This window comes from Cognatishimia sp. (genome assembly GCF_049116455.1).
Classification (GTDB): domain Bacteria; phylum Pseudomonadota; class Alphaproteobacteria; order Rhodobacterales; family Rhodobacteraceae; genus Cognatishimia.
Genome location: NZ_JAGDYW010000003.1, coordinates 105,399 through 125,164 on the forward strand (window position 1 = coordinate 105,399; position 19,766 = coordinate 125,164).

Consider the following 19,766-nt stretch of genomic DNA (forward strand, 5'->3'; position numbering starts at 1 on the left):
TCCGCCCCTTTGGGAAAGACCTATTTGGACGATCAAGTCGGCATTGAGCAGGAAATGATCGCTTGATGGCTTTCGCTTTCGGGGAAATGGCCTATTGTCGCGAAAAATATGCGCTGAACGAACAGGTGTTAGCATGAGCCAGGACCCTCTTGTGATCTTTACCCCTTCGGGGAAACGTGGCCGTTTTCCAGCAGGAACGCCTGTTTTGACCGCAGCACGTCAGCTGGGTGTTGATCTGGATTCGGTCTGCGGCGGACGCGGGATTTGCTCCAAATGTCAGGTGACGCCGTCAGTGGGTGAGTTTCCAAAACATGGGGTGACGGTTTCTGAAGATGCCCTGTCAGACTGGAATGCCGTTGAGCAACGCTACAAAGACAAACGTGGCTTGATTGATGGTCGTCGTTTGGGTTGCCAAGCAACCGTGCAAAGCGATGTCGTGATCGATGTGCCGCCAGAAAGCCAAGTACACCGCCAAGTGGTGCGCAAACGGGCTGAGGCAAGGGAAATTGTCCTCAACACAGCTGTACGCCTCTATTATGTCGAGGTTGAACAGCCTGACATGCATAAACCTTCTGGGGATCTGGAACGGCTGAAGACGGCCTTAAAAGACCAATGGTCGCTTGAACAGGTGCAGATCGATCCAACTTTGTTGCCCACCCTGCAACCGCTGCTGCGCAAAGGCGATTGGAAGGTTACGGTTGCTGTACATAAGGTACATAACAGCGAGCACGCGGAGATTACGCGCATTTGGCCGGGATATTACGACGGTTCCATCTACGGTCTGGCCGTCGACCTTGGCTCGACCACCATCGCAGCGCACCTGTGTGATCTGAAATCGGGCGAGGTTGTTGCCTCGTCTGGCATTATGAACCCCCAAATCCGGTTTGGCGAAGACCTGATGAGCCGTGTCAGCTATTCCATGATGAATGCCGGCGGCGACAAAGAGATGACCAAAGCCGTACGCGACGGCATGAGCGCTTTGTTTGACCAGATCGCTTCCGAAGGTGAGATCGACAAAGACCTTATTCTGGATGCGACCTTTGTCTGTAATCCGGTTATGCACCATCTGTTTCTTGGCATTGATCCTTACGAGCTTGGTCAGGCCCCTTTTGCTTTGGCAATGAACGAGTCACTTTCGTTAAAAACCAGTGACTTAGAGCTTGGACTTCATCAAGGTGCGCGGGTCTATATGTTGCCTTGTATTGCGGGCCATGTTGGCGCGGATGCGGCTGCAGTTGCCCTATCTGAATCCCCAAACACATCAGAAGACCTTGTTCTGCTGGTTGATGTTGGCACCAATGCAGAAATCATTCTGGGCAACAAAGATCGTGTCATGGCTTGCTCGTCTCCGACTGGCCCGGCCTTTGAGGGCGCGCAAATCAGCTCTGGCCAACGTGCGGCACCCGGTGCCATCGAACGTGTCGAAATTGACCCTGTTACCAAAGAACCCCGCTTTCGTGTGATTGGGTCTGATATCTGGTCAGATGAAGACGGCTTTGATCGAGCCATTGCAACCACCGGCATCACCGGCATTTGTGGTTCTGGCATCATCGAGGTCATCGCCGAGATGCGCATGGCCGGGCTGCTGGATGCTTCTGGTCTGATTGGCAGCGCCGAACAGACGGGCTCAGCTCGTTCAATTTCAGATGGCCGCACCCATGCCTATTTGCTTTGGGATGGCTCTGCGGATGGTGGTCCGGTAATCACTGTCACCAACCCTGATATTCGTGCGATCCAAATGGCCAAAGCCGCGCTTTATTCCGGTGCGCGTCTTCTTATGGATAAGCTCAATGTTGAAACCGTGGATCGCATCGTTTTGGCCGGCGCATTTGGGGCGCATATATCCGCGAAACACGCAATGGTTCTGGGCATGATCCCAGACTGCCCGTTGGATAAAGTCACCAGCGCAGGTAATGCCGCTGGCACAGGTGCGCGGATCGCCTTGCTGAACATTGATGCCCGCAAAGACATCGAAAAAACAGTTGGCGAGATTGAAAAGATTGAAACCGCTGTGGAGCCACGCTTCCAAGAGCATTTTGTAAATGCTTCTGCGATGCCGAATGCGGTCGACCCTTTCCCAGTATTGAAATCACTTGTGTCTTTGCCGGATGTTTCCTTTAACGCCGGTGCTGAAGGCAGCGGAGGCCGGCGTCGACGTCGTCGTAGCTAAAATCTGGGCGCTCTCTACTTCAAAAGACCTTTAGAGCTTATCAATTTATCTCGCCTATTGCTGGATATGGGCGAATGGGATAGCCGTTAAGAAATTCGAGTTTAGGGTTATTATGAAACATCTATTTTTTGTTGCGGCAGCAGTGTCGACTACACTGTCCGCCTGTGCTGAATATCCAAATCAGATTGATGCCGCTTATATCCCAAGCATCATTTACAAAGGCGCAAGCTGTTCCGAATTGACGACTGAAAGAGCTCGATTGGCAAGCCATGTCGAAGAAGTCACTCGACAACAAAGCAATACGGCCAGCTGGGATACGTCCCTCGTGATCACCGGCACGTTTATCGCTTGGCCTGCATTGCTTGGGTTGCCGTTCACACGTGACCAACACGCACGTCTGGCCGTTGCCAAGGGCCATTACGACGCAATTATGAAAGCGGGTCGCACACAAGGATGCGGGTCAGATTTCTACGAAAAAACCGCGGCACCTGTCTATGTTCATGAACGCGGCGATTTCCCGCCCTTGTGATTGGAAAATCATCGACGTATATGCTGCGTCGGAATGCGGGTATGGTGAAAAGGTATCACGGCAGCTTCCCAAGCTTTAGTTACGGGTTCAATTCCCGTTACCCGCTCCAAAGTAAAGGCCGGTCTTGATGACCGGCCTTTCTTGTACCACCCCTGTGGCAAACTAAATTTAGCCCATCATTTTGTTTTTGATCATGCCAACGACAGCAGTCAGGATCGCGCCGCCACCAGCGCCACCTGCCAAAGAGCCAATCAAAGACGCACCATCTGCGCCCATCATGCCTGCAAGTGCAGTACCGCCGCCCACGCCGCCGATCAGGCCAACAACTGTGTTCAAGATTTTACCCATGTTCATCTGGCTAGATGCTGCGCCTGCTGCGTTACCACCAACAGCGCCTGCCACGATTTGTGCGATAAGTGTTTCCATTGTCCGTCCCCTCAAAAGAGCCATAAAAACAAGGCAATTACGCCGGCTCGACTGTGCAATCGCGCGCAGAAAGTCCTGCGTTTTAAAAGGCTACGCGTCTTTATGGGGGCAAATTAAGGGGAAATTCTTAAAAGCTGATGCATGCCGCAAATGAAAAAGGCTCTGATCATTATAGATCAGAGCCTTCAATTTCAGACGTTCAAGCGGTTAGCCTAAGGCGTACCCTGCCCCACGCACCGTACGGACTGGGTCTTCTCCGCCGTGTACACAGAGCGCCTTACGCAAGCGCCCAACATGGACATCAACCGTGCGGCTGTCGACATAGATATCCCGGCCCCATACGCGATCCAGAAGCTGTTCACGGCTCCAGACACGGCCCGGCTTTTCCATGAAAGTGGAAAGCAAACGAAATTCTGTTGGTCCGAGTTTCAAGGCATTATCTGAGCGCGTCACCCGATGGGTTTCGCTGTCCAGGATAATGTCTTCGAATTCCAGTCTTTGGCCGACCGAGGCAGGACGTACACGGCGCAGTTGGTTACGCACCCGCGCCATCAGTTCGAGCACTGAATAGGGTTTGACCACATAGTCGTCAGCCCCGGTTTCAAGTCCCCGTACGCGGTCAACCTCTTCAGAGCGCGCTGACAACATCAGCACAGGAATACCACGGGTTTGGGATTTGGATTTAATTCGCCGGCAGATTTCGATGCCGGAAATGCCCGGAAGCATCCAATCCAGCACGATGATGTCCGGCGCTTCTTCTTCCACCAGCAACATGGCTTCATCGCCATCAGCGGCTGTTACAACATCGAAACCTTCGGATTGCAGGTTATAAGACAAAACTTCGCGCTGCGCAGGCTCGTCTTCGACCAGCAGGACTTTTGGGTGATCAGACATGGTCTTCTCGTCTTAGGAATTGGGAACCGAGGCTTCGGGGTCGCGGGAGGTGTTGTCTTCTTTGATGCGGCTTTCATCCGGCATGCTGCCGGTCACCAGATAGATCACCTGTTCGGCAATCGCCGTCACATGGTCGCCCATACGTTCGGTGTTTTTGGCGATGAAATGCAGGTGCATGCAGGGTGTGATGTAGCGTGGATCTTCCATCATAAAGGTCAGGAACTCACGGAACAGCGCGTTGTACATCTGGTCGATCTCGCGATCCCGATCCAGAATTTCATAGGCCAGCTCCACATCGCGTTGGATATAGGCATCCAGCGCGTCTTTCAGCATCAATTGAACTTCGCGAGCCATACGACCCAATGCAGACCGAGCGCCGTCAACGGGTGTCATGTGCACCAGAACAGAGTTCCGCTTGGCCATGTTTTTGGCGTAGTCGCCGATGCGCTCAAGGTTGCCCGCAATTTTCATCACAGACAGGATCACGCGTAGGTCAACCGCCGCAGGGGCACGTAGCGCGATGATGCGGGAAGCTTCTTCGTTGATCACCTCTTCGAGGGCATCAATCGCCTTGTCGCTTTTGAGCACGCGTTCGGACAATTCTTCGTCACGTTCGCGAAGCGATTTAGCGGCCTCAAGAATGTTCTGTTCAACCAGACCACCCATCTTCATGATATGGGCCTGAACGCTTTCTAGGTCGCGGTCAAAGCCTGAAACAATATGTGTATCGTTCATTGGAAATATCCTTACCCGATCCGGCCGGTGATGTAGCTTTCGGTGCGCTCATCTTTTGGGTTGGTGAAAATCTTAGACGTGTCGTCGTATTCGACCAAATTGCCGAGGTGGAAAAAGGCCGTCTTCTGAGAGACACGCGCCGCCTGCTGCATAGAGTGGGTCACGATGACAACGGAATAATTGCTACGCAACTCGTCGATAAGCTCTTCGACCTGTGCGGTTGCGATTGGGTCGAGCGCAGAACAAGGCTCGTCCATCAGAAGAACCTCTGGCTCTGTTGCAACGGCGCGTGCGATGCACAGACGTTGCTGTTGACCACCGGAAAGGCCAGTACCAGGAGCGTGCAGACGGTCTTTGACCTCATCCCAGATCGCGCCGCGGCGCAGAGATTTCTCGACGATCACATCAAGGTCTGCTTTTGAGTTCGCCAAGCCGTGAATGCGCGGGCCGTAAGCGATATTGTCATAGATCGACTTTGGGAATGGGTTTGGCTTTTGGAATACCATGCCCACCTTGGCGCGCAGCTGAACCGGGTCAACTTTGGCGTCATAAATGTCTTCGCCATCCAGCGCGATTTTGCCTTCGACTCGGCAGATGTCGATGGTGTCGTTCATGCGGTTCAGAGTACGCAGGAAGGTGGATTTACCGCAGCCTGATGGGCCGATGAAGGCGGTGACGGTTTTGTCTTCGATCTCGACAGAGACGTCTTTGATAGCGTGGTTGTCGCCGTAATATACTTGGACCTTGTCCGCGGCGATCTTGATGTCTTGTTGCTCCACGGCGGTCTCCAGATTTGGTGCGTCGTACATGGGGTTTATACCTTCTAACAGATTACCAGCGGCGTTCGAAGCGGCGGCGCAGGATGACTGCGATTGTATTCATGGTGACAAGGAAAACGAGCAGGATGATGATGCCACCCCAGGCGCGTTCATAGAACGCAGGGTCGGCACGTTTCGCCCATTCGTAGATTTGTGCAGGCATGGCGGAGTTTGGCGACAGAAGGCCCTCAGCAATACCTGTTGGTGCGTTTGACGCGATGAAACCGATCATCCCGATCAACAAGAGCGGAGCCGTTTCACCTAGCGCCTGCGCTAGACCAATGATGGTGCCGGTCAAGATGCCCGGTGCAGCCAAAGGCAGCACGTGGTGGAACACGGATTGCATCTTGGACGCGCCTAGACCCAGAGCCGCGTCGCGGATGGACGGCGGAACCGCCTTCAAAGACGCGCGGGTTGAGATGATGATCGTCGGTAGCGTCATCAGCGTCAGAACCAAGCCACCAACAAGCGGCGCAGATTGCGGCAGGTGCATGTAGTTTATGAAGACCGCCAGACCCAGAATACCAAACACGATGGACGGCACAGCTGCGAGGTTCGAGATATTTACTTCAATGATATCGGTCAGCCAGTTCTTCGGTGCGAATTCTTCCAGATAGATCGAAGCTGCAACACCGATAGGCAGCGCCAGCGCCAGAACAACCATCATCATGAAGAACGATCCGGCCATTGCGACACCGATCCCGGCAGCCTCAGGACGTTGGTCAGAAGCGTCTGCACCAAGGATGAAATCAAGGTTGAATTTCTTCTTGATCACCCCGGCCTCAACCAGTTGATCTACAAAATCAAGCTGCTCAGCAGAGATGTTTTTATCGTTCGCAATGCTCTCGCGGCTTACGCGGCCCTTTAGGTAGCCATCCACGCGGCTGTTGGCCAAGAAAGTCATCTCGACTGTTGAACCGATCTGATCGATGTCTTCCAAAACCAGGTTCCGCAGGTCTTTGGCCGCAGATTTCGACAGCAGACCAGCCATGGCTTTGGATTTCAGATCTGTTTCAATGCCCAGCTCTTCAACCTTGGCTTCAAAAGCCCCTTTCAGAAGTGGCGCATACCCGAAGGTCGAAACCTTCTTGATCTTCTCGATGTCGCGCTCGCCTTTTTTGTCGAGCTTGCTTTCCAGCAGCTCAACATTCAGCGTCACAAAGGTTTGCTGAAAGGCGCTGTAGCCATTGCCGATGATGGTGGTCAGCAAGACGGCCAAGATGATCAAACCAGTCGCGATCGCAGTGATCCCATAGAGTTTGAAACGGCTTTCCGCAGCGTTGCGCTTTTTGGTACGTGCGTCCAACTTGTGGATCGACGTCTTCACAGCTTTTGGTGCGGACTGAGGGATAGATGTATCGCTCATTCGTACTGCTCCCGGTATTTGCGCACGATGTAAAGCGCAAGAATGTTCAGGCCGAGGGTCAGCACAAAGAGTGAGAGACCCAGCGCAAATGCCACCAGCGTTTCAGGAGAGGAGAAATCCCCGTCCCCTGTTAGCTGGCTAACGATACGTGTGGTGATGGTGGTCAGGGCTTCCAATGGGTTGCCGGCAAAGCGTGCAATCGCCCCTGCCCCCATGACCACGATCATGGTTTCACCAATCGCACGTGACGCGGCCAGTAGGATCGCGCCCACGATGCCGGGCAATGCCGCTGGCAGAACCACTTGTTTGATGGTTTCAGATTTCGTCGCGCCCAGGCCATAGGAGCCATCGCGCATGGATTGCGGCACCGAGTTGATGATGTCGTCAGACAGTGAGGACACAAATGGGATCAGCATGACGCCCATCACGATCCCTGCTGTGGCTACAGAACGCGCATCGGTCATCCAATCCACACCCAAGACACCGCCGTCGCCGAAAATATCCAGTAGGAACGGACCAAAGGTCACAAGCGCAAAGAGGCCGTAAACGATGGTCGGGATACCGGCGAGGATCTCAAGCAAAGGCTTGGCAAAGCCACGCACCGTCTTAGAGGCATATTCAGCCAGATAAATCGCTGCAAACAATCCAACTGGCACCGCAACCAACAAGGCAACAATCGAGATATAGATGGTGCCCCATAGCAGCGGCAGGATCGACAATTCAGAGTCGCCACGAAAGTTTGGTGCCCAGGTGGAGCCAAAGAAGAAATCTGTCCAGCTGTGTAGGCCAAAGAAGTTCTTGGTTTCAAAAACCATCGACAGGACGATGCCAATGGTGGTCAGGATCGCAATGGAGGCCGCGGCGATCAACAGAACCAATACGCCGTTTTCAACGACGTTACGCGCCCGGAAATCTTTGTTGCTACGCAGGTAAGAATACCCAAAGCCCGCTATGGCCAAAGCCAGTACCACAAGCGTCATCATAAGTGTGCCACTTGAATTCTGCGAGCGATAAGCCTGCGCCGCTTCCATGACCTCTGGTTTAACTTCAGAGCCAAGTGCGACACCGATTTCACCTAAGCGGCTGCGCACATCTGTCAGATCAGCACGCATGTTATTTGCTTGATCTGCAGTGATGGCGTCCTGCGAAACGGCGGCGTCCAAACCATCCGCAATGCGGCGCACGTCAGACATCACCAAATCAAGCGGTGTGCCTTTATCCAGTGTCTCGACCGAAATCATTTCGGAAACGGAGTTTTCAATGATCATTGGCTGTGCCAAGGACCAGATCGCCAATACCAGCGCCGAAGGCACCAATATGGAAAGCGCGACATTCATCCCATAATAGATGGGCAGCGAATGTAGGTTCCGGCTATCGCCGTCCCCTGAGGACAGCGCCCGCTGTCTTCCAAGAAAAAAGCCGACCGTTGCAAAAGCAATCACGATCAGCACGAGCCACAACACAGGCATGGGAACTCCGGATTCTGGTTAGTTTGGACTTGCCAAACGAATAAGGGATGGCGCGCAATCACGCCATCCCCAAAGTAAGCCTTGGCTTACATGTTTGCGCCAAGAACAGCTTCTTCAGAAACCGCTTCTTGTGTCATTTCTAGCTCTGGGTCAGATACCAGACCGTATTCTGCCAGAGGGCCGTCTGCGCCAGCGATTTCGTCTGCTACGAAGAACTCAGCATATTCTTTCAGACCTGGGATCGCGCCGATGTGTGCTTTCTTCACGTAGAAGAACAGTGGGCGGGATACTGGGTACTCGCCAGTCGCGATGGACTCGGTGGAAGGAACGATGCCGGACATAGTTGCAACTTGCAGCTTGTCGGTGTTGTTCTCGAAGAATGCCAGTCCGAAGACGCCGATGCCGTCTTTGTTGGATTCGATGGAGGCCAGAGTTTCTGTGTAGTCACCGTCGATGTCTACAGAAACGCCGTCTGTGCGCAGAGCGATACATGCTTTTTCAGCTGCTTTGTGCTTGGCTTTGTCTGTGTCGCCTTCTGCGCCTGCCAGCAGTACGTCAAATGCGCCAGTTGCTTCACAGCCCGCTAGGATCACTTTGTCTTCGAACACTTCACGTGTGCCGTGCTTAGTGCCAGGGATGTAAGCTGCCAGAGCCTGTGCTGGGAATGCTGGGTTCACGTCAGCCCAAGTTTTGTTTGGGTTTGCAACCAGTGCGCCGTCAACCAGAACCTGGTCAGACAGAGCGTTGAACCAATCGGTTGGTGTGAATTCAAAACCGTTGCCGTTGATGTCAGATGCAAAAACGATGCCGTCATAACCGATGCGAACTTCGATGATGTCAGTTACGCCGTTTTCCGCGCAAGCTTTGATCTCTTTATCTTTGATTTTGCGGGAAGCGTTTGCAACGTCGATGGTGTTTTCGCCAACACCTTCGCAGAAGCGCTTCAGACCTGCAGAGGAACCACCAGATTCAACAACTGGTGTTGGGAAGTCAAAGTTCTCGCCGAATGCTTCAGCAACGATAGAAGCGTATGGCAGAACAGTGGAAGAACCGGCAACTTGCACTTGGTCGCGTGCAGCAGCAGAGGTGGCAGCAACGGCAGCGATCGCCAGTGCGGAAGCAGTCAGTTTGACAGACATGTAATTAACTCCTGAGTGTCCGAGCCGCTGTGTTTCGCGGCTTCGGGGCTGGAAGTAGGTGTTTCTGACAAAGCTTTTGTGACACGTATGTAACGCTTTTATGACAAGCGGCGAGACATGCAGAAAATCGTTAATTTTTTGGCAAAACAACCGTGAAAGTACTACCTTCACCTAAGGTACTATCCACTTTCATACGCCCTCTGTGACGGGCAACGATGTGTTTTACAATGGCAAGACCCAGTCCGGTGCCGCCCATTTCGCGTGAGCGATGAGAATCGATGCGGTAGAATCTCTCGGTAAGACGCGGAAGGTGGACTGGATCAATGCCCGGACCATTGTCGATCACAGAAATACTCACCGCTGGTTTCCGCAGTTTGACATCACGCTCAACGTTTTCGATCCGTATCTCGACCTGACCATTTTCGTCGCCGTATTTGATGCCATTTTCAATCAGATTGGTGAAGACCTGAATAAGCTGATCCCGATCTGATGGCACGGTCAGAGGCAATGCAGGCTTTTCAAATTGAATTCGATGACCCCGCATTTGGGCAACTTCCTCAAGGTTCTGCACCACAGTTCCAAGAATATCACCGATGTCTTGGGGATCGCGTGGCCGCATGCGCGCATCTTCTTCGACGCGACTGAGGGAAAGCAGGTCCCCAACCAGTCGGTTCATGCGGCTAGCCTCATTGGCCATGATCCCAAGAAACCGCTCACGTGCTTTGGCGTCATCTTTCGCAGGACCACGCAGCGTTTCGATAAAGCCCAAGAGTGCCGTCAGAGGTGTTTTCAGCTCGTGGCTGACGTTCGCGACAAACTCGCGGCGAATTTCACCAGCCTGTTCGACATGGGTGATGTCTTGAAAGCAGGCCAATGCCCCCCTTTCCTCACCCATTGTGACAAAGCTGCACGTCACCTCATAGCGCGTTTCCTGCCCGTCTTTATTATGCAGATAGATTGCCTTCTGCGGATCGCTTGTGCGTAGACAATTCTCAATCGCTGATATCAGCCCGGGTTGGCGAAAAACCAAAACCAAGGCGCGATCTTCGGCGGCATTGGGTTGCAAAGACACCGCACGGGTATTGGCACCGCGGACACGGGCATTCTGACTGATGAAAATAGCAGGCAGCGGGATCGCTTCAAGAAGGGCTGCAATCATGACGAGACCTTTGTCCGGGATAGTCGCTCGCAGACTTGTAGAACGGGCTTTGAAAGTAAACCCCGATCTTACTTTCAGCTGATTTTGCTGAGGCCGTCCCGAAAGCGGCGCATGTTTGCTTGGTAATTCAAGGCACTTTTGCGCAGCCCTTCAATGGCTGCGTCATCCAAAGGTCGGATCACTTTACCCGGCGCGCCCATCACCAGGGAGCCGTCAGGGATTTCTTTGCCTTCGGTGATCAAAGCATTGGCGCCAATCAAGCAGTTTTTGCCGATCTTTGCCCCGTTCAGCACCGTGGCCCCCATGCCAATCAGGCTGTTTTCACCAATTGTGCAGCCATGCAGCATCGCTTTGTGGCCAATTGTACATCCGGCCCCGATGGTCAGCGGAAAGCCCATATCCGTGTGCAGGATCGAGTTTTCCTGAATGTTAGAGCCAGTCCCAAGGTGGATCACTTCATTGTCACCGCGCAGGGTGGCACCGAACCAAATAGAAGCACCGTCTTCCACAACAATTTTGCCAATTACATTGGCATCTGGTGCGATCCAGCTGTCTTCTGCGATTTTCGGCGAAACGCCATCCAGAGCATAAAGCGTCATTGGCCTTCCTCAAACTCTTGCTGCAGCAGGCGCACATGGTCCACTAGGTTTGGCTGTTGAATGCGTTTCAGGCGCGTCGCATCGACGATCTTTTTCAGCTCGTCTTCTGTCTGATCCAGATCATCATTGATCAACACGTGATCATAACTGCCCCAATGGCTGATTTCGTCCCAACTTTTCTGCATACGCTTTGAGATCGTCTCAGCGCTGTCTTGATTCCGCGCCTCAAGACGACGTCGTAACTCTTTGATAGATGGGGGTAAAATGAAAATCGACAGGGTGTGCTGACCAAGCACCGAGTTCCTGATCTGCTGCGCACCTTGCCAGTCGATATCGAAAAGAACATCACGACCAGAGTCGATGGCCTGCTGTACCGGCGCACGTGGCGAGCCATAGAAATTGCCGAAAACATGGGCGTGTTCCAGCATGCCATCTTCGGCAACGGAGCGTTTGAAATCATCTTCGGCCATGAAGTGATAATCTTCACCATCCACCTCACCTGGACGCGGAGAACGCGTGGTCGCGGAGACTGAAAATTCAATAGTCGGATCCCAAAGGCGCAGGCGCTTTGACAGAGTTGATTTTCCTGCACCTGATGGTGAGGACAGGATAATTAAAAGCCCCCGCCTATTTTCAATACGATTTTGCATAGTCATTCCACGTTCTGAACTTGTTCGCGCATCTGATCGATGACGGCTTTTAGGTCAAGGCCAACGCGGGTCAATTCGACGTTCTGCGCTTTGGAACAAAGCGTATTGGCCTCGCGGTTGAATTCTTGCATCAGGAAATCGAGTTTGCGGCCAATTGGGCTTCCCTGTTTGATCAAATCCCGCGCCGCATCGACATGGGCTTTAAGGCGATCGATCTCTTCAGTGACATCTGATTTCACAGCAAGCATGGCAAGTTCCTGCGCAACACGGTCTTGGTCTGCGCCATCAGCGTTTTCCAAAACTCGTGCGAGGTTAGCGCGCAGATTGGCGGCGACCTCACCTTTGCGCCCTTCTGCAATCTCAGCGGCTTGCCCGGTCAGAGTTTCAATCTCAGCAATCTGATCCAGCAACACGATTTCCAATGCAGCGCCTTCGGCCTTACGCATCTCAACAAAGCTGTCCAGCAGTGCCGGATAGGCTTTGACCAGCGCCTTGGCGAGGGCAGCGGAATCCCCGTCCCCACTAGAGCTGTCCAACACGCCGCGCACCGCCAAAACATCAGTGGCTTTGCTAGGCGACAGCGTATGTCCCTGATCCATGGCGCGCTTCTCGACTTCGGCCAAGGCGGATAGCACAGCATCAAGGGTTGGCGTATTCAATGACAAGTTGGCTACATCTTCGGCACGTTGAACTCGCAGGCTCAGCGTCATCGATCCACGCGCGACGGCCTTACTGGACAAGGCGCGCAGCTGCGGTTCAAGCCCTTCAATCCAATCTGGTACGCGAAAGCGCAAATCCAGACCCTTGGAGTTCACACTGCGCAGCTCCCACGCCCAGCTGTATCCTTCAGCTTCCCCTTTGCCACCGGCGAAACCGGTCATGGATTGCAACATGCTCGAACTCCTGTTTTGCAAAGTCTTACCATTTACTGCGCCAGTTTGGCCACGTTAAAACGCCGCCCCTACCGCTCTCATCAAATCCATTTGGAATTAACCATTTAATAAGAAGTCGCACCAAATTTCATTCAAATATGACATATTAATCAAATGGTAAGCATGGGGATGTGCTTGCCGGCTCGGATTGCAGATTGTCATACGAGACCCATTCTGGGCTTTGGCGCTGTGAAAAATTAAAAGACATGTGTTGGGGAGTGATGCAATGTTCAAAGGGTTGTTCGGAAAGCCGCATGACGCGCCCCTTGTCGGGGGTCAAAGTCTAAGCAAGTCGGCAGATACCGATGATATTTATCGCTATCCCATCAATCAGGAAGTTGAGGCCTATTGGCAGGCATTGAAACAAGATGACGCGCTACCAAAACGTAACGATCTTGATCCGCGCGGCATGCGCAATGCTTTGACACAGGCTTTTGTCTTAAACGTAGATGGACGGGGCGCACGGTTTCGCATTGCTGGATCCAAAATTGCGGATATCTATCAAGGGGATCTCCGTGGCGTGGCTGTGACAGACCTGATATCGCCAGCGAAGCGCGAAATGATAACCGAACTCATCGTTGAAATTTGTCAGATGCCCGCAAAGGCGCAGGTGGATTTGGAGATCACTGATCCAAATGGCACGCCTATTATTGCTCAGATGATCTTGCTTCCCATGACGGATGCAAATGGACAGGCCAGCCAGGTGTTGGGCTGTCTTGATTTTACGTCCCTGCCTGCGCAAAACTCTCGATGTGTTTTAGAACCGGTCGGGACAATAGTTCGTCCTCAAAGCGAACGAAAACATCAAATTATTCGGCGCATGAAAGACAAAAGACTGCAGCTTGTATCTGAATTGGCACATGATGAAATTCAGCTAAAACCAACTGCGGAATCTTTTAGTCGATCGAAGCCAAAACTGACTTTGGTGGTCAGCTAAGAAGGCTCTAATCTGGGGTTGAAGCCGTGCTTGCATTAGAAAAGGCGCGTGAAACACGCGCCCTTTCCAATTGTTATCAATGCAGAATTCAGCTTGCCTTTGCAGCCGCCGCATCTGTGCGTAGGCTTGAAAGCTCTTCGGCCACCAAGAACGCCAGTTCCAAAGATTGGCTTGCGTTCAGACGTGGGTCACAGGCTGTGTGGTAGCGATCTGACAGGTCTTCATCGGTCACTTCACGTACACCACCGGTGCATTCAGTAACGTCTTGCCCGGTCATCTCGAAATGCACACCACCAGGGATCGTGCCTTCGGCTTTGTGGATTGCAAAGAATTCCTGAACTTCACGCAGCACGCTTTCGAACGGACGCGTTTTGTAGCCAGTTGAAGATTTGATGGTGTTGCCGTGCATTGGGTCACAAGACCAAACCACATTTGCACCTTCTTCCTGAACCGCTTTCACCAGACGCGGCAGGTGATCACCCACAGAGCCCGCACCAAAGCGCGCGATCAGTGTCAGACGACCCGCTTCGTTTTCTGGGTTTAGCTTTTGCATCAGAACTTTCAGATCGTCTGCTGAGGTTGTTGGACCACACTTCAGACCGATCGGGTTCTGTACACCTTGCAGGAATTCCACATGTGCGCCGTCTGGCTGACGTGTACGGTCGCCGATCCACAGCATGTGGCCAGAACCAGCAAGCCAATTGCCGGATGTGGAATCAAGACGTGTCAGCGCCTCTTCATATTCCAACAGCAGGCCTTCGTGGCTGGTGTAGAAATCGACTGTGTGTAGGCTGTGTTCGTGCTCGCTATCAATGCCCGCAGCTTCCATGAAGTCCAACGCATCAGAGATACGGTTCGCCATATCGCGGAACTTTGCGGCCTTACCGGTTTCAGTGAAACCAAGCGTCCAGCCGTGAATTTCACGTACATCCGCATAACCACCGGTGCTGAATGCACGCAGCAGGTTCAGCGTTGCCGCCGCCTGAGTGTAGGCCTGTAGCATCTTGGATGGATCCGGGATGCGGCTTTTGGACGTGAAATCCAGCTCGTTGATGATGTCACCACGGTAGCTTGGCAATTCCACGCCGTTCACCGTTTCTGTCGGTGCAGAGCGCGGTTTCGCGAACTGGCCAGCCATACGGCCAACTTTGATCACAGGAACCTTGGCACCAAAGGTCAGCACCATCGCCATCTGCAACATCACTTTGAACGTATCGCGAATGTGGTCTGCGCTGAATTGATTAAACGCCTCGGCGCAATCCCCACCCTGCAACAAAAAGGCCTCGCCGCGAGACGCGGCTGCCAGTTTTGCCTTCAGGCTCCGCGCTTCGCCAGCAAAGACCAAGGGCGGATAGCTTGCGAGCTTCGCTTCTACAGCGTTAAGCGCGTCCTGATCCGTATAGTCCGGCATCTGAACCCGTGGCTTGTTGCGCCAGTCAGATTTTTGCCATTCTGCCATTGTCTTTACTCCGAATTGAATAAGCTAGTTTGCCCGCTAACAGTGCGGACTGGCCACCTATGCCAAATATCGTTCTTGACGGAAACCCCGCAAATGCCTCAACTGCTTTATCTGCGCAACTTTTGTTAGGTGAGACCCAGCCAGCGTGACACAAGACTACGAATTCCCAGTTGAAGTTGAAACTTCTGACCATATTCCTCGTCGATTTGTATTCGTTCTATTGAACGAGTTTACTCTATTTGCTGTCGCGACGGCTTCGGAGTGCCTTCGAGTGGCCAATCGAATGGCAGGAAAACAATTGTATCGTTGGGCCGCGACCAGTGAAACGAATGAGCCGGTTCTAAGTTCGTCGGGCGTCGCCTTTCCAGTCGATATTGGCTTTGACGATGTGACACGCGATGACATTTTGATTGTGTGCGGTGGGATGAACATCCAGACCAACTCAACTCAAAAAGCTATGAACTTCCTACGAAAAGAGTCGCGAAAGGGTGTAAAAATTGGATCGTTTTGCGCCGGAGCACATACCTTAGCGAAAGCGGGATTGTTGGACGGGCACCGCGCAACCATTCATTGGGAAAACCAGGATGGGTTTGTAGAAGACTTTCCGGAAATCAATCTGACCCGGTCGGTCTTTGCAATTGATCGCAACCGATTTACTGCAGCAGGCGGCACAGCTGCGATTGATTTGATGCTGCGTATCATTGCCGATGATCATGGGACTGAACTGTCCAATGCTGTTGCTGATCAGCTCATTTATTCTGCGATCCGCACCGATCAGGATTTCCAACGTCTGTCGACGCCAACACGCATGGGCGTGCGGCATCCGCGCCTCAGCACCGTTATTGATATGATGGAAGACAGTATCGAAGAACCTCTAAGCCCCAGCGCTTTGGCGGAAAGCGTGAATATGTCTACGCGTCAGCTGGAGCGGTTGTTCCGTCGCTATTTAGACCGCTCTCCCAAGCAATATTATATGGAGCTGCGGTTGGCGCGGGCGCGCAACCTGTTGATGCAAACCAGCATGAGCACCATCGATATCGCGGTTGCCTGTGGTTTTACATCGCCCAGTCATTTTTCCAAATGCTACCGCGCACATTATGGGGTCACGCCTTACAGAGAACGTGGCAGTCAAAGCAAACCCGAAGGTTAGCGCGACATACGGTAGATCGCGCCGCGGTCTTCAGAAATGAACCAAATGCTGCCATCCGGTGCTTGCCGGATGTCGCGCACGCGTTTGGTTTCGGAGGATTTAAGCGCTTCTAATTCTGTGAGGTTTGCGCCGGAAAGCCTTGAAATATAGTCAAATTTTAAGCTTCCGACAAATATATCACCCTGCCAGTTTTCAAACATGTTTCCGCTGTAGGCCATTAGGCCTGATGGGGCGATGGAGGGATCCCAGAAATGCTCGGGCTGCTCAAGGCCCGGTTTTGTGGTGCCTTCGCCAATGCTGCCGCCGGAATAGTGCCGGCCATAGGCAATCACCGGCCAACCGTAGTTGCGCCCTTTGCGGATCAAGTTCACCTCATCACCACCACGCGCGCCATGTTCCACTGCCCAAAGGCGCCCTTTGGCGTCAAAACTCATGCCTTGTGGATTGCGGTGACCAGAGCTCCAGATCTCTGGTAAAGCCTCTGTATCGTTCAAAAACGGATTGCCCGCAGCGGGCGTGCCATCACGATTGATTTTTAGGATGCTGCCATTGTACAAGCCAAGATTCTGCGCAGAAGGACGATCCCCACGATCGCCCACAGTGACATAAAGCGCACCTTCAGGTCCCTCGGCCAGGCGACTTCCGAAATGCCGACCACCGCTTGATCCTAGCGCGATTTCAAAGATGGTTTTCACATCACGTAAGGTCGACGACTGTCGATCAAGACGCGCCCTCGCCACGGCAGTCCCACTGCCGCGAGGTTGCGCCTTGGCAAAGGTTAAAAAAATCTCTTGGGATTGTTCGAAATCACGCGGCACCAGGACATCCAAAAGGCCGCCTTGTCCATCGGCGAGGACTCTTGGCACGCCAGAAAGCCGCGTTTTGGTGCCATCCTCATCAACAAGGTAAAGCCGCCCACGCCGTTCCGTCACCAGAAACGCCCCATCCGGCAGAAACCCAAGCGCCCAAGGAGTTTTGAACCCAGACGCCATGCGCGTGAGCGTAAGACTGCCTTGAGAGCTGTCCATGGTTTGCGCAGAACTGGCGAAACTTGAACAAATCACCAAGCAAAGTGCCAATAGATATCGCATCGCATCCTCCTGTTTGAGGAAAATATCGGCCTCATGCGGGTAAGTTAAAAGGTGCTTTCTTAAATTGTGATCACCGCCAATAGATCCATTCCGGCAACAGTTTACCGATCTACCGGCATATTGTTGCCCGAATCATCCTGCACCCTATCCGAAGGGACATGGGCTTATACGCCCGCCCCTTTGTGAGATTGGACAAAAAAGAACAGCATAAAAACATGTCCAGTAACCAGTTTGAGGAGCAGTGATATGCCAATTACTATGCAAAACGACCCAAAGCAGTCCGCCGGTTCTAACCGCCCTACACCGCCGGTGAAAGCAACACAGCAAAAGCCTGAAGGTAAGAAGCCAATCTTTACAGATTGGGCCTCTATTTAAGCTGACAAACTTTGTCATTAAGGGGTGTTTCACAATGTGACACGCCCCTGATCCATGTTAGGTGAAGCGTATGGCAACACCGATATCATCGATCAAAAACCTTGGGCCCGCGTATGAAGAAGCCTGTGCCCGTGCGGGTATACATTCCGCCGAAGAATTGCGCGAGATCGGAGCAGACGCCGCCTATGGCCGCATTCTGAAAACCGGACAACGCCCTCATTTTATAGGATATTACGTTCTGGTCATGGCTCTACAAGGCCGACCATGGAACGATTGCAAAGGCAAAGAAAAAGAAGATCTGCGCAAACGATTTGATGCGCTTAAGGCCAATACCTTTGATAAGGGGCGATCCGAGCTCGAAACGGTATTGAACCAGATCGGCGTGATTGAGCGCCCCTCACATTAAGTTTTATTGTTCGATCATATCGACACGTGTGGCGTGACGACCACCTTCGAACTCTGTGCTGAGAAACGCATCCACGATCTCAATCGCCAGGCTTTCGCCGATCACCCGCGCCCCAAGTGACAGCATTTGTGCGTTGTTATGCGCGCGGATCATCTTTGCAGAAAACGTATCGCTGCAAACCCCGCAACGGATACCGGGCACTTTGTTGGCAGACATCATGATGCCTTGCCCTGTACCACACAGGATGATCCCTAGATCAGCTTCGCCATCGATAATCTTCTGCGCAGCCGCTTGACCGTGCATAGGATAGTGTGTGCTTTCAGAGGTCATCGGACCAATATCGATCGCCTCATAGCCTTGATCAGCAACGTGTTTGGCGATGGTTTTGCGCAGTTCGATATCGGCGTGATCGCTCGACAGGACGATGCGTTTAGTGTCGGTCATAGTCATTTCCATTAGGCAAAAGAAAAGCCGCTTCGCGGTAACGAAGCGGCTATCTGATTTCTCAGAACAAAGCGTGGCTTAACCAACCAGCTCCAGACCAGAGAAGAAGTATGCGATTTCAACAGCCGCTGTTTCTGGCGCGTCGGAACCGTGTACGGAGTTTTCACCTACGGACTCAGCGAACTCTGCACGGATTGTGCCAGGTGCTGCGTCTGCTGGGTTTGTTGCGCCCATAACTTCGCGGTTTTTCGCGATTGCGCCTTCACCTTCCAGAACCTGTGCAACGATCGGCGCAGATGCCATGAATTCGCACAGCTCGTCGTAGAAAGGACGTTCTGCGTGAACAGCGTAGAACTCGCCCGCTTGTGCTTTTGTCAGGTGGATGCGTTTCTGTGCAACAACGCGCAGGCCTGCTTCTTCGAATTTCGCGTTGATCGCGCCAGTCAGGTTGCGGCGAGTTGCGTCTGGTTTGATGATGGAGAACGTGCGTTCCAGAGTCATGGAAATACCCTCGGATTAAAGTTGAATTTGGCCGCGCAGTAACATGACGTGTGTCCTTTGCAAAGTGTTTTCAGGCTTTGGAATCCCTTCCTGTCCATTCCAGTTGCAAATGCGTTGATATTTCCCCCTTTTCGAATCCGATTAAATTTGTCAGGTATGCGCTTGCGTTGACTGTTCAGCGCATTGAAAAGGAAAAAATATGAAATACCTAGCTTTGATCGCTCCGATCTTTTGTGCATCTGCCTTCCCGGCCCTAGCCGCACCATCCACGCAGGCTCTTACCTACGATATCTTTGAGGTATCAGTGCCGCATATGGATTTGGAAAACTGCCCAGAAACCCTGGCTGCAGAGAATGTCTTCTGCCGCGCGACCCTGCATCATGAAGAACTACATGTCTTTGCGTTTTCTTATGACGGCGACAGCCCATTAGTTGGTTTTAAAACATTTTCCGCTGAAGGCATCGGCAGCCTGCTAAGCGAGTAATCGCGATTGACAAGCCACGCCGCGTCGTAGACT

Annotated in this window: 22 protein-coding genes and 1 tRNA gene; 8 read left to right on the plus strand and 15 right to left on the minus strand. The window is 52.7% G+C overall.

What is annotated here, in order from left to right; all coding sequences use genetic code 11:
• Positions 1–133: 133 nt before the first annotated feature.
• The 3 genes from JXQ85_RS05315 (at position 134) to JXQ85_RS05325 (ending at position 2,808) form a co-directional block, all read left to right on the plus strand.
• Positions 134–2,170: an ASKHA domain-containing protein gene (locus JXQ85_RS05315; protein ID WP_421747843.1), complete on the plus strand. Its 2,037-nt coding sequence runs from the start codon at positions 134–136 to the stop codon at positions 2,168–2,170.
• Positions 2,171–2,282: 112 nt separating this feature from the next.
• Complete coding sequence (locus tag JXQ85_RS05320; RefSeq protein ID WP_421747844.1) at positions 2,283–2,699, plus strand: hypothetical protein; 417 nt, start codon at positions 2,283–2,285, stop codon at positions 2,697–2,699.
• A 35-nt stretch (positions 2,700–2,734) separates the two neighbouring features.
• Positions 2,735–2,808, plus strand: a tRNA-Gly gene (locus tag JXQ85_RS05325).
• 59 nt (positions 2,809–2,867) lie between these two features.
• Here JXQ85_RS05325 and JXQ85_RS05330 read toward each other — a convergent pair.
• From JXQ85_RS05330 to JXQ85_RS05380, 11 genes are all read right to left on the minus strand, one after another.
• Positions 2,868–3,125 carry a hypothetical protein gene (locus tag JXQ85_RS05330; protein ID WP_421747845.1) on the minus strand — a complete coding sequence of 86 codons (258 nt, stop codon included), beginning with the start codon at positions 3,123–3,125 and terminating at the stop codon, positions 2,868–2,870.
• Positions 3,126–3,332: 207 nt separating this feature from the next.
• Positions 3,333–4,019, minus strand: coding sequence for a phosphate regulon transcriptional regulator PhoB (gene phoB, locus JXQ85_RS05335; protein ID WP_421747846.1), 687 nt, complete (start codon positions 4,017–4,019; stop codon positions 3,333–3,335).
• 12 nt (positions 4,020–4,031) lie between these two features.
• Positions 4,032–4,754 carry a phosphate signaling complex protein PhoU gene (phoU, locus tag JXQ85_RS05340; protein WP_421747847.1) on the minus strand — a complete coding sequence of 241 codons (723 nt, stop codon included), beginning with the start codon at positions 4,752–4,754 and terminating at the stop codon, positions 4,032–4,034.
• 11 nt (positions 4,755–4,765) lie between these two features.
• Complete coding sequence (gene pstB, locus JXQ85_RS05345) at positions 4,766–5,563, minus strand: phosphate ABC transporter ATP-binding protein PstB (protein WP_421747848.1); 798 nt, start codon at positions 5,561–5,563, stop codon at positions 4,766–4,768.
• Positions 5,564–5,585: 22 nt separating this feature from the next.
• Positions 5,586–6,938: a phosphate ABC transporter permease PstA gene (gene pstA / locus JXQ85_RS05350; RefSeq protein WP_421747849.1), complete on the minus strand. Its 1,353-nt coding sequence runs from the start codon at positions 6,936–6,938 to the stop codon at positions 5,586–5,588.
• On the minus strand, positions 6,935–8,407 hold the full coding sequence (gene pstC / locus JXQ85_RS05355; RefSeq protein ID WP_421747850.1) for a phosphate ABC transporter permease subunit PstC: 1,473 nt from the start codon (positions 8,405–8,407) through the stop codon (positions 6,935–6,937). The genes pstA and pstC overlap by 4 nt, the downstream gene beginning before the upstream one ends.
• Positions 8,408–8,493: 86 nt before the next feature.
• Positions 8,494–9,546, minus strand: a complete 1,053-nt coding sequence (locus JXQ85_RS05360) for a substrate-binding domain-containing protein (RefSeq protein WP_421747851.1) — start codon at positions 9,544–9,546, stop codon at positions 8,494–8,496.
• Between the two features lie 130 nt (positions 9,547–9,676).
• On the minus strand, positions 9,677–10,705 hold the full coding sequence (locus JXQ85_RS05365) for a sensor histidine kinase (RefSeq protein WP_421747852.1): 1,029 nt from the start codon (positions 10,703–10,705) through the stop codon (positions 9,677–9,679).
• Between the two features lie 74 nt (positions 10,706–10,779).
• Complete coding sequence (locus JXQ85_RS05370) at positions 10,780–11,304, minus strand: gamma carbonic anhydrase family protein (RefSeq protein WP_421747853.1); 525 nt, start codon at positions 11,302–11,304, stop codon at positions 10,780–10,782.
• Entirely contained in the window at positions 11,301–11,954 is a 654-nt protein-coding gene (gmk, locus tag JXQ85_RS05375) for a guanylate kinase (protein WP_421747854.1), read from the minus strand. Before gmk ends, JXQ85_RS05370 begins: the two co-directional genes overlap by 4 nt.
• Positions 11,955–11,956: 2 nt before the next feature.
• A complete protein-coding gene (locus JXQ85_RS05380; protein ID WP_421747855.1) occupies positions 11,957–12,847 on the minus strand; it encodes a YicC/YloC family endoribonuclease in 891 nt (296 codons plus the stop codon).
• A 265-nt stretch (positions 12,848–13,112) separates the two neighbouring features.
• Between JXQ85_RS05380 and JXQ85_RS05385 the strand changes: the two genes are divergently transcribed.
• Positions 13,113–13,823 carry a PAS domain-containing protein gene (locus tag JXQ85_RS05385; RefSeq protein WP_421747856.1) on the plus strand — a complete coding sequence of 237 codons (711 nt, stop codon included), beginning with the start codon at positions 13,113–13,115 and terminating at the stop codon, positions 13,821–13,823.
• Between the two features lie 88 nt (positions 13,824–13,911).
• Here JXQ85_RS05385 and JXQ85_RS05390 read toward each other — a convergent pair whose 3' ends face one another.
• Positions 13,912–15,282: a class II 3-deoxy-7-phosphoheptulonate synthase gene (locus tag JXQ85_RS05390; RefSeq protein WP_421747857.1), complete on the minus strand. Its 1,371-nt coding sequence runs from the start codon at positions 15,280–15,282 to the stop codon at positions 13,912–13,914.
• A 145-nt stretch (positions 15,283–15,427) separates the two neighbouring features.
• Between JXQ85_RS05390 and JXQ85_RS05395 the strand changes: the two genes are divergently transcribed.
• Positions 15,428–16,432: a GlxA family transcriptional regulator gene (locus tag JXQ85_RS05395; protein ID WP_421747858.1), complete on the plus strand. Its 1,005-nt coding sequence runs from the start codon at positions 15,428–15,430 to the stop codon at positions 16,430–16,432.
• Here JXQ85_RS05395 and JXQ85_RS05400 read toward each other — a convergent pair.
• Positions 16,429–17,523, minus strand: a complete 1,095-nt coding sequence (locus JXQ85_RS05400; RefSeq protein WP_421747859.1) for a PQQ-dependent sugar dehydrogenase — start codon at positions 17,521–17,523, stop codon at positions 16,429–16,431. The genes JXQ85_RS05395 and JXQ85_RS05400 overlap by 4 nt on opposite strands.
• 246 nt (positions 17,524–17,769) lie before the next feature.
• Between JXQ85_RS05400 and JXQ85_RS05405 the strand changes: the two genes are divergently transcribed.
• Together JXQ85_RS05405 and JXQ85_RS05410 are read left to right on the plus strand one after the other, a co-directional pair.
• Positions 17,770–17,898: a hypothetical protein gene (locus JXQ85_RS05405; RefSeq protein WP_421747860.1), complete on the plus strand. Its 129-nt coding sequence runs from the start codon at positions 17,770–17,772 to the stop codon at positions 17,896–17,898.
• 70 nt (positions 17,899–17,968) lie between these two features.
• Positions 17,969–18,304 (plus strand): TfoX/Sxy family protein, encoded by a 336-nt coding sequence (locus JXQ85_RS05410; protein WP_421747861.1) that lies wholly within the window; start codon positions 17,969–17,971, stop codon positions 18,302–18,304.
• Between the two features lie 3 nt (positions 18,305–18,307).
• Here the strand turns inward: JXQ85_RS05410 and rpiB are convergent, their stop codons facing one another.
• Positions 18,308–18,748: a ribose 5-phosphate isomerase B gene (gene rpiB / locus JXQ85_RS05415; protein WP_421747862.1), complete on the minus strand. Its 441-nt coding sequence runs from the start codon at positions 18,746–18,748 to the stop codon at positions 18,308–18,310.
• A 78-nt stretch (positions 18,749–18,826) separates the two neighbouring features.
• Positions 18,827–19,249: a nucleoside-diphosphate kinase gene (gene ndk, locus JXQ85_RS05420; protein WP_421747863.1), complete on the minus strand. Its 423-nt coding sequence runs from the start codon at positions 19,247–19,249 to the stop codon at positions 18,827–18,829.
• Positions 19,250–19,448: 199 nt separating this feature from the next.
• On the opposite strand from ndk, the gene JXQ85_RS05425 reads away from it, so the two are divergent.
• Positions 19,449–19,733 (plus strand): hypothetical protein, encoded by a 285-nt coding sequence (locus tag JXQ85_RS05425; RefSeq protein WP_421747864.1) that lies wholly within the window; start codon positions 19,449–19,451, stop codon positions 19,731–19,733.
• The last annotated feature ends 33 nt before the right edge of the window (positions 19,734–19,766 follow it).

What these genes read in the sequence shown, in the direction of transcription:
- JXQ85_RS05315 (WP_421747843.1), top strand. Translation starts at nt 134, where the DNA reads ATGAGCCAGGACCCTCTTGTGATCTTTACCCCTTCGGGGAAACGTGGC.
- JXQ85_RS05320 (WP_421747844.1), top strand. Translation starts at nt 2,283, where the DNA reads ATGAAACATCTATTTTTTGTTGCGGCAGCAGTGTCGACTACACTGTCC.
- JXQ85_RS05330 (WP_421747845.1), bottom strand. Translation starts at nt 3,125, where the DNA reads ATGGAAACACTTATCGCACAAATCGTGGCAGGCGCTGTTGGTGGTAAC.
- phoB (WP_421747846.1), bottom strand. Translation starts at nt 4,019, where the DNA reads ATGTCTGATCACCCAAAAGTCCTGCTGGTCGAAGACGAGCCTGCGCAG.
- phoU (WP_421747847.1), bottom strand. Translation starts at nt 4,754, where the DNA reads ATGAACGATACACATATTGTTTCAGGCTTTGACCGCGACCTAGAAAGC.
- pstB (WP_421747848.1), bottom strand. Translation starts at nt 5,563, where the DNA reads ATGTACGACGCACCAAATCTGGAGACCGCCGTGGAGCAACAAGACATC.
- pstA (WP_421747849.1), bottom strand. Translation starts at nt 6,938, where the DNA reads ATGAGCGATACATCTATCCCTCAGTCCGCACCAAAAGCTGTGAAGACG.
- pstC (WP_421747850.1), bottom strand. Translation starts at nt 8,407, where the DNA reads ATGCCTGTGTTGTGGCTCGTGCTGATCGTGATTGCTTTTGCAACGGTC.
- JXQ85_RS05360 (WP_421747851.1), bottom strand. Translation starts at nt 9,546, where the DNA reads ATGTCTGTCAAACTGACTGCTTCCGCACTGGCGATCGCTGCCGTTGCT.
- JXQ85_RS05365 (WP_421747852.1), bottom strand. Translation starts at nt 10,705, where the DNA reads ATGATTGCAGCCCTTCTTGAAGCGATCCCGCTGCCTGCTATTTTCATC.
- JXQ85_RS05370 (WP_421747853.1), bottom strand. Translation starts at nt 11,304, where the DNA reads ATGACGCTTTATGCTCTGGATGGCGTTTCGCCGAAAATCGCAGAAGAC.
- gmk (WP_421747854.1), bottom strand. Translation starts at nt 11,954, where the DNA reads ATGCAAAATCGTATTGAAAATAGGCGGGGGCTTTTAATTATCCTGTCC.
- JXQ85_RS05380 (WP_421747855.1), bottom strand. Translation starts at nt 12,847, where the DNA reads ATGTTGCAATCCATGACCGGTTTCGCCGGTGGCAAAGGGGAAGCTGAA.
- JXQ85_RS05385 (WP_421747856.1), top strand. Translation starts at nt 13,113, where the DNA reads ATGTTCAAAGGGTTGTTCGGAAAGCCGCATGACGCGCCCCTTGTCGGG.
- JXQ85_RS05390 (WP_421747857.1), bottom strand. Translation starts at nt 15,282, where the DNA reads ATGGCAGAATGGCAAAAATCTGACTGGCGCAACAAGCCACGGGTTCAG.
- JXQ85_RS05400 (WP_421747859.1), bottom strand. Translation starts at nt 17,523, where the DNA reads ATGCGATATCTATTGGCACTTTGCTTGGTGATTTGTTCAAGTTTCGCC.
- JXQ85_RS05405 (WP_421747860.1), top strand. Translation starts at nt 17,770, where the DNA reads ATGCCAATTACTATGCAAAACGACCCAAAGCAGTCCGCCGGTTCTAAC.
- JXQ85_RS05410 (WP_421747861.1), top strand. Translation starts at nt 17,969, where the DNA reads ATGGCAACACCGATATCATCGATCAAAAACCTTGGGCCCGCGTATGAA.
- rpiB (WP_421747862.1), bottom strand. Translation starts at nt 18,748, where the DNA reads ATGACCGACACTAAACGCATCGTCCTGTCGAGCGATCACGCCGATATC.
- ndk (WP_421747863.1), bottom strand. Translation starts at nt 19,249, where the DNA reads ATGACTCTGGAACGCACGTTCTCCATCATCAAACCAGACGCAACTCGC.
- JXQ85_RS05425 (WP_421747864.1), top strand. Translation starts at nt 19,449, where the DNA reads ATGAAATACCTAGCTTTGATCGCTCCGATCTTTTGTGCATCTGCCTTC.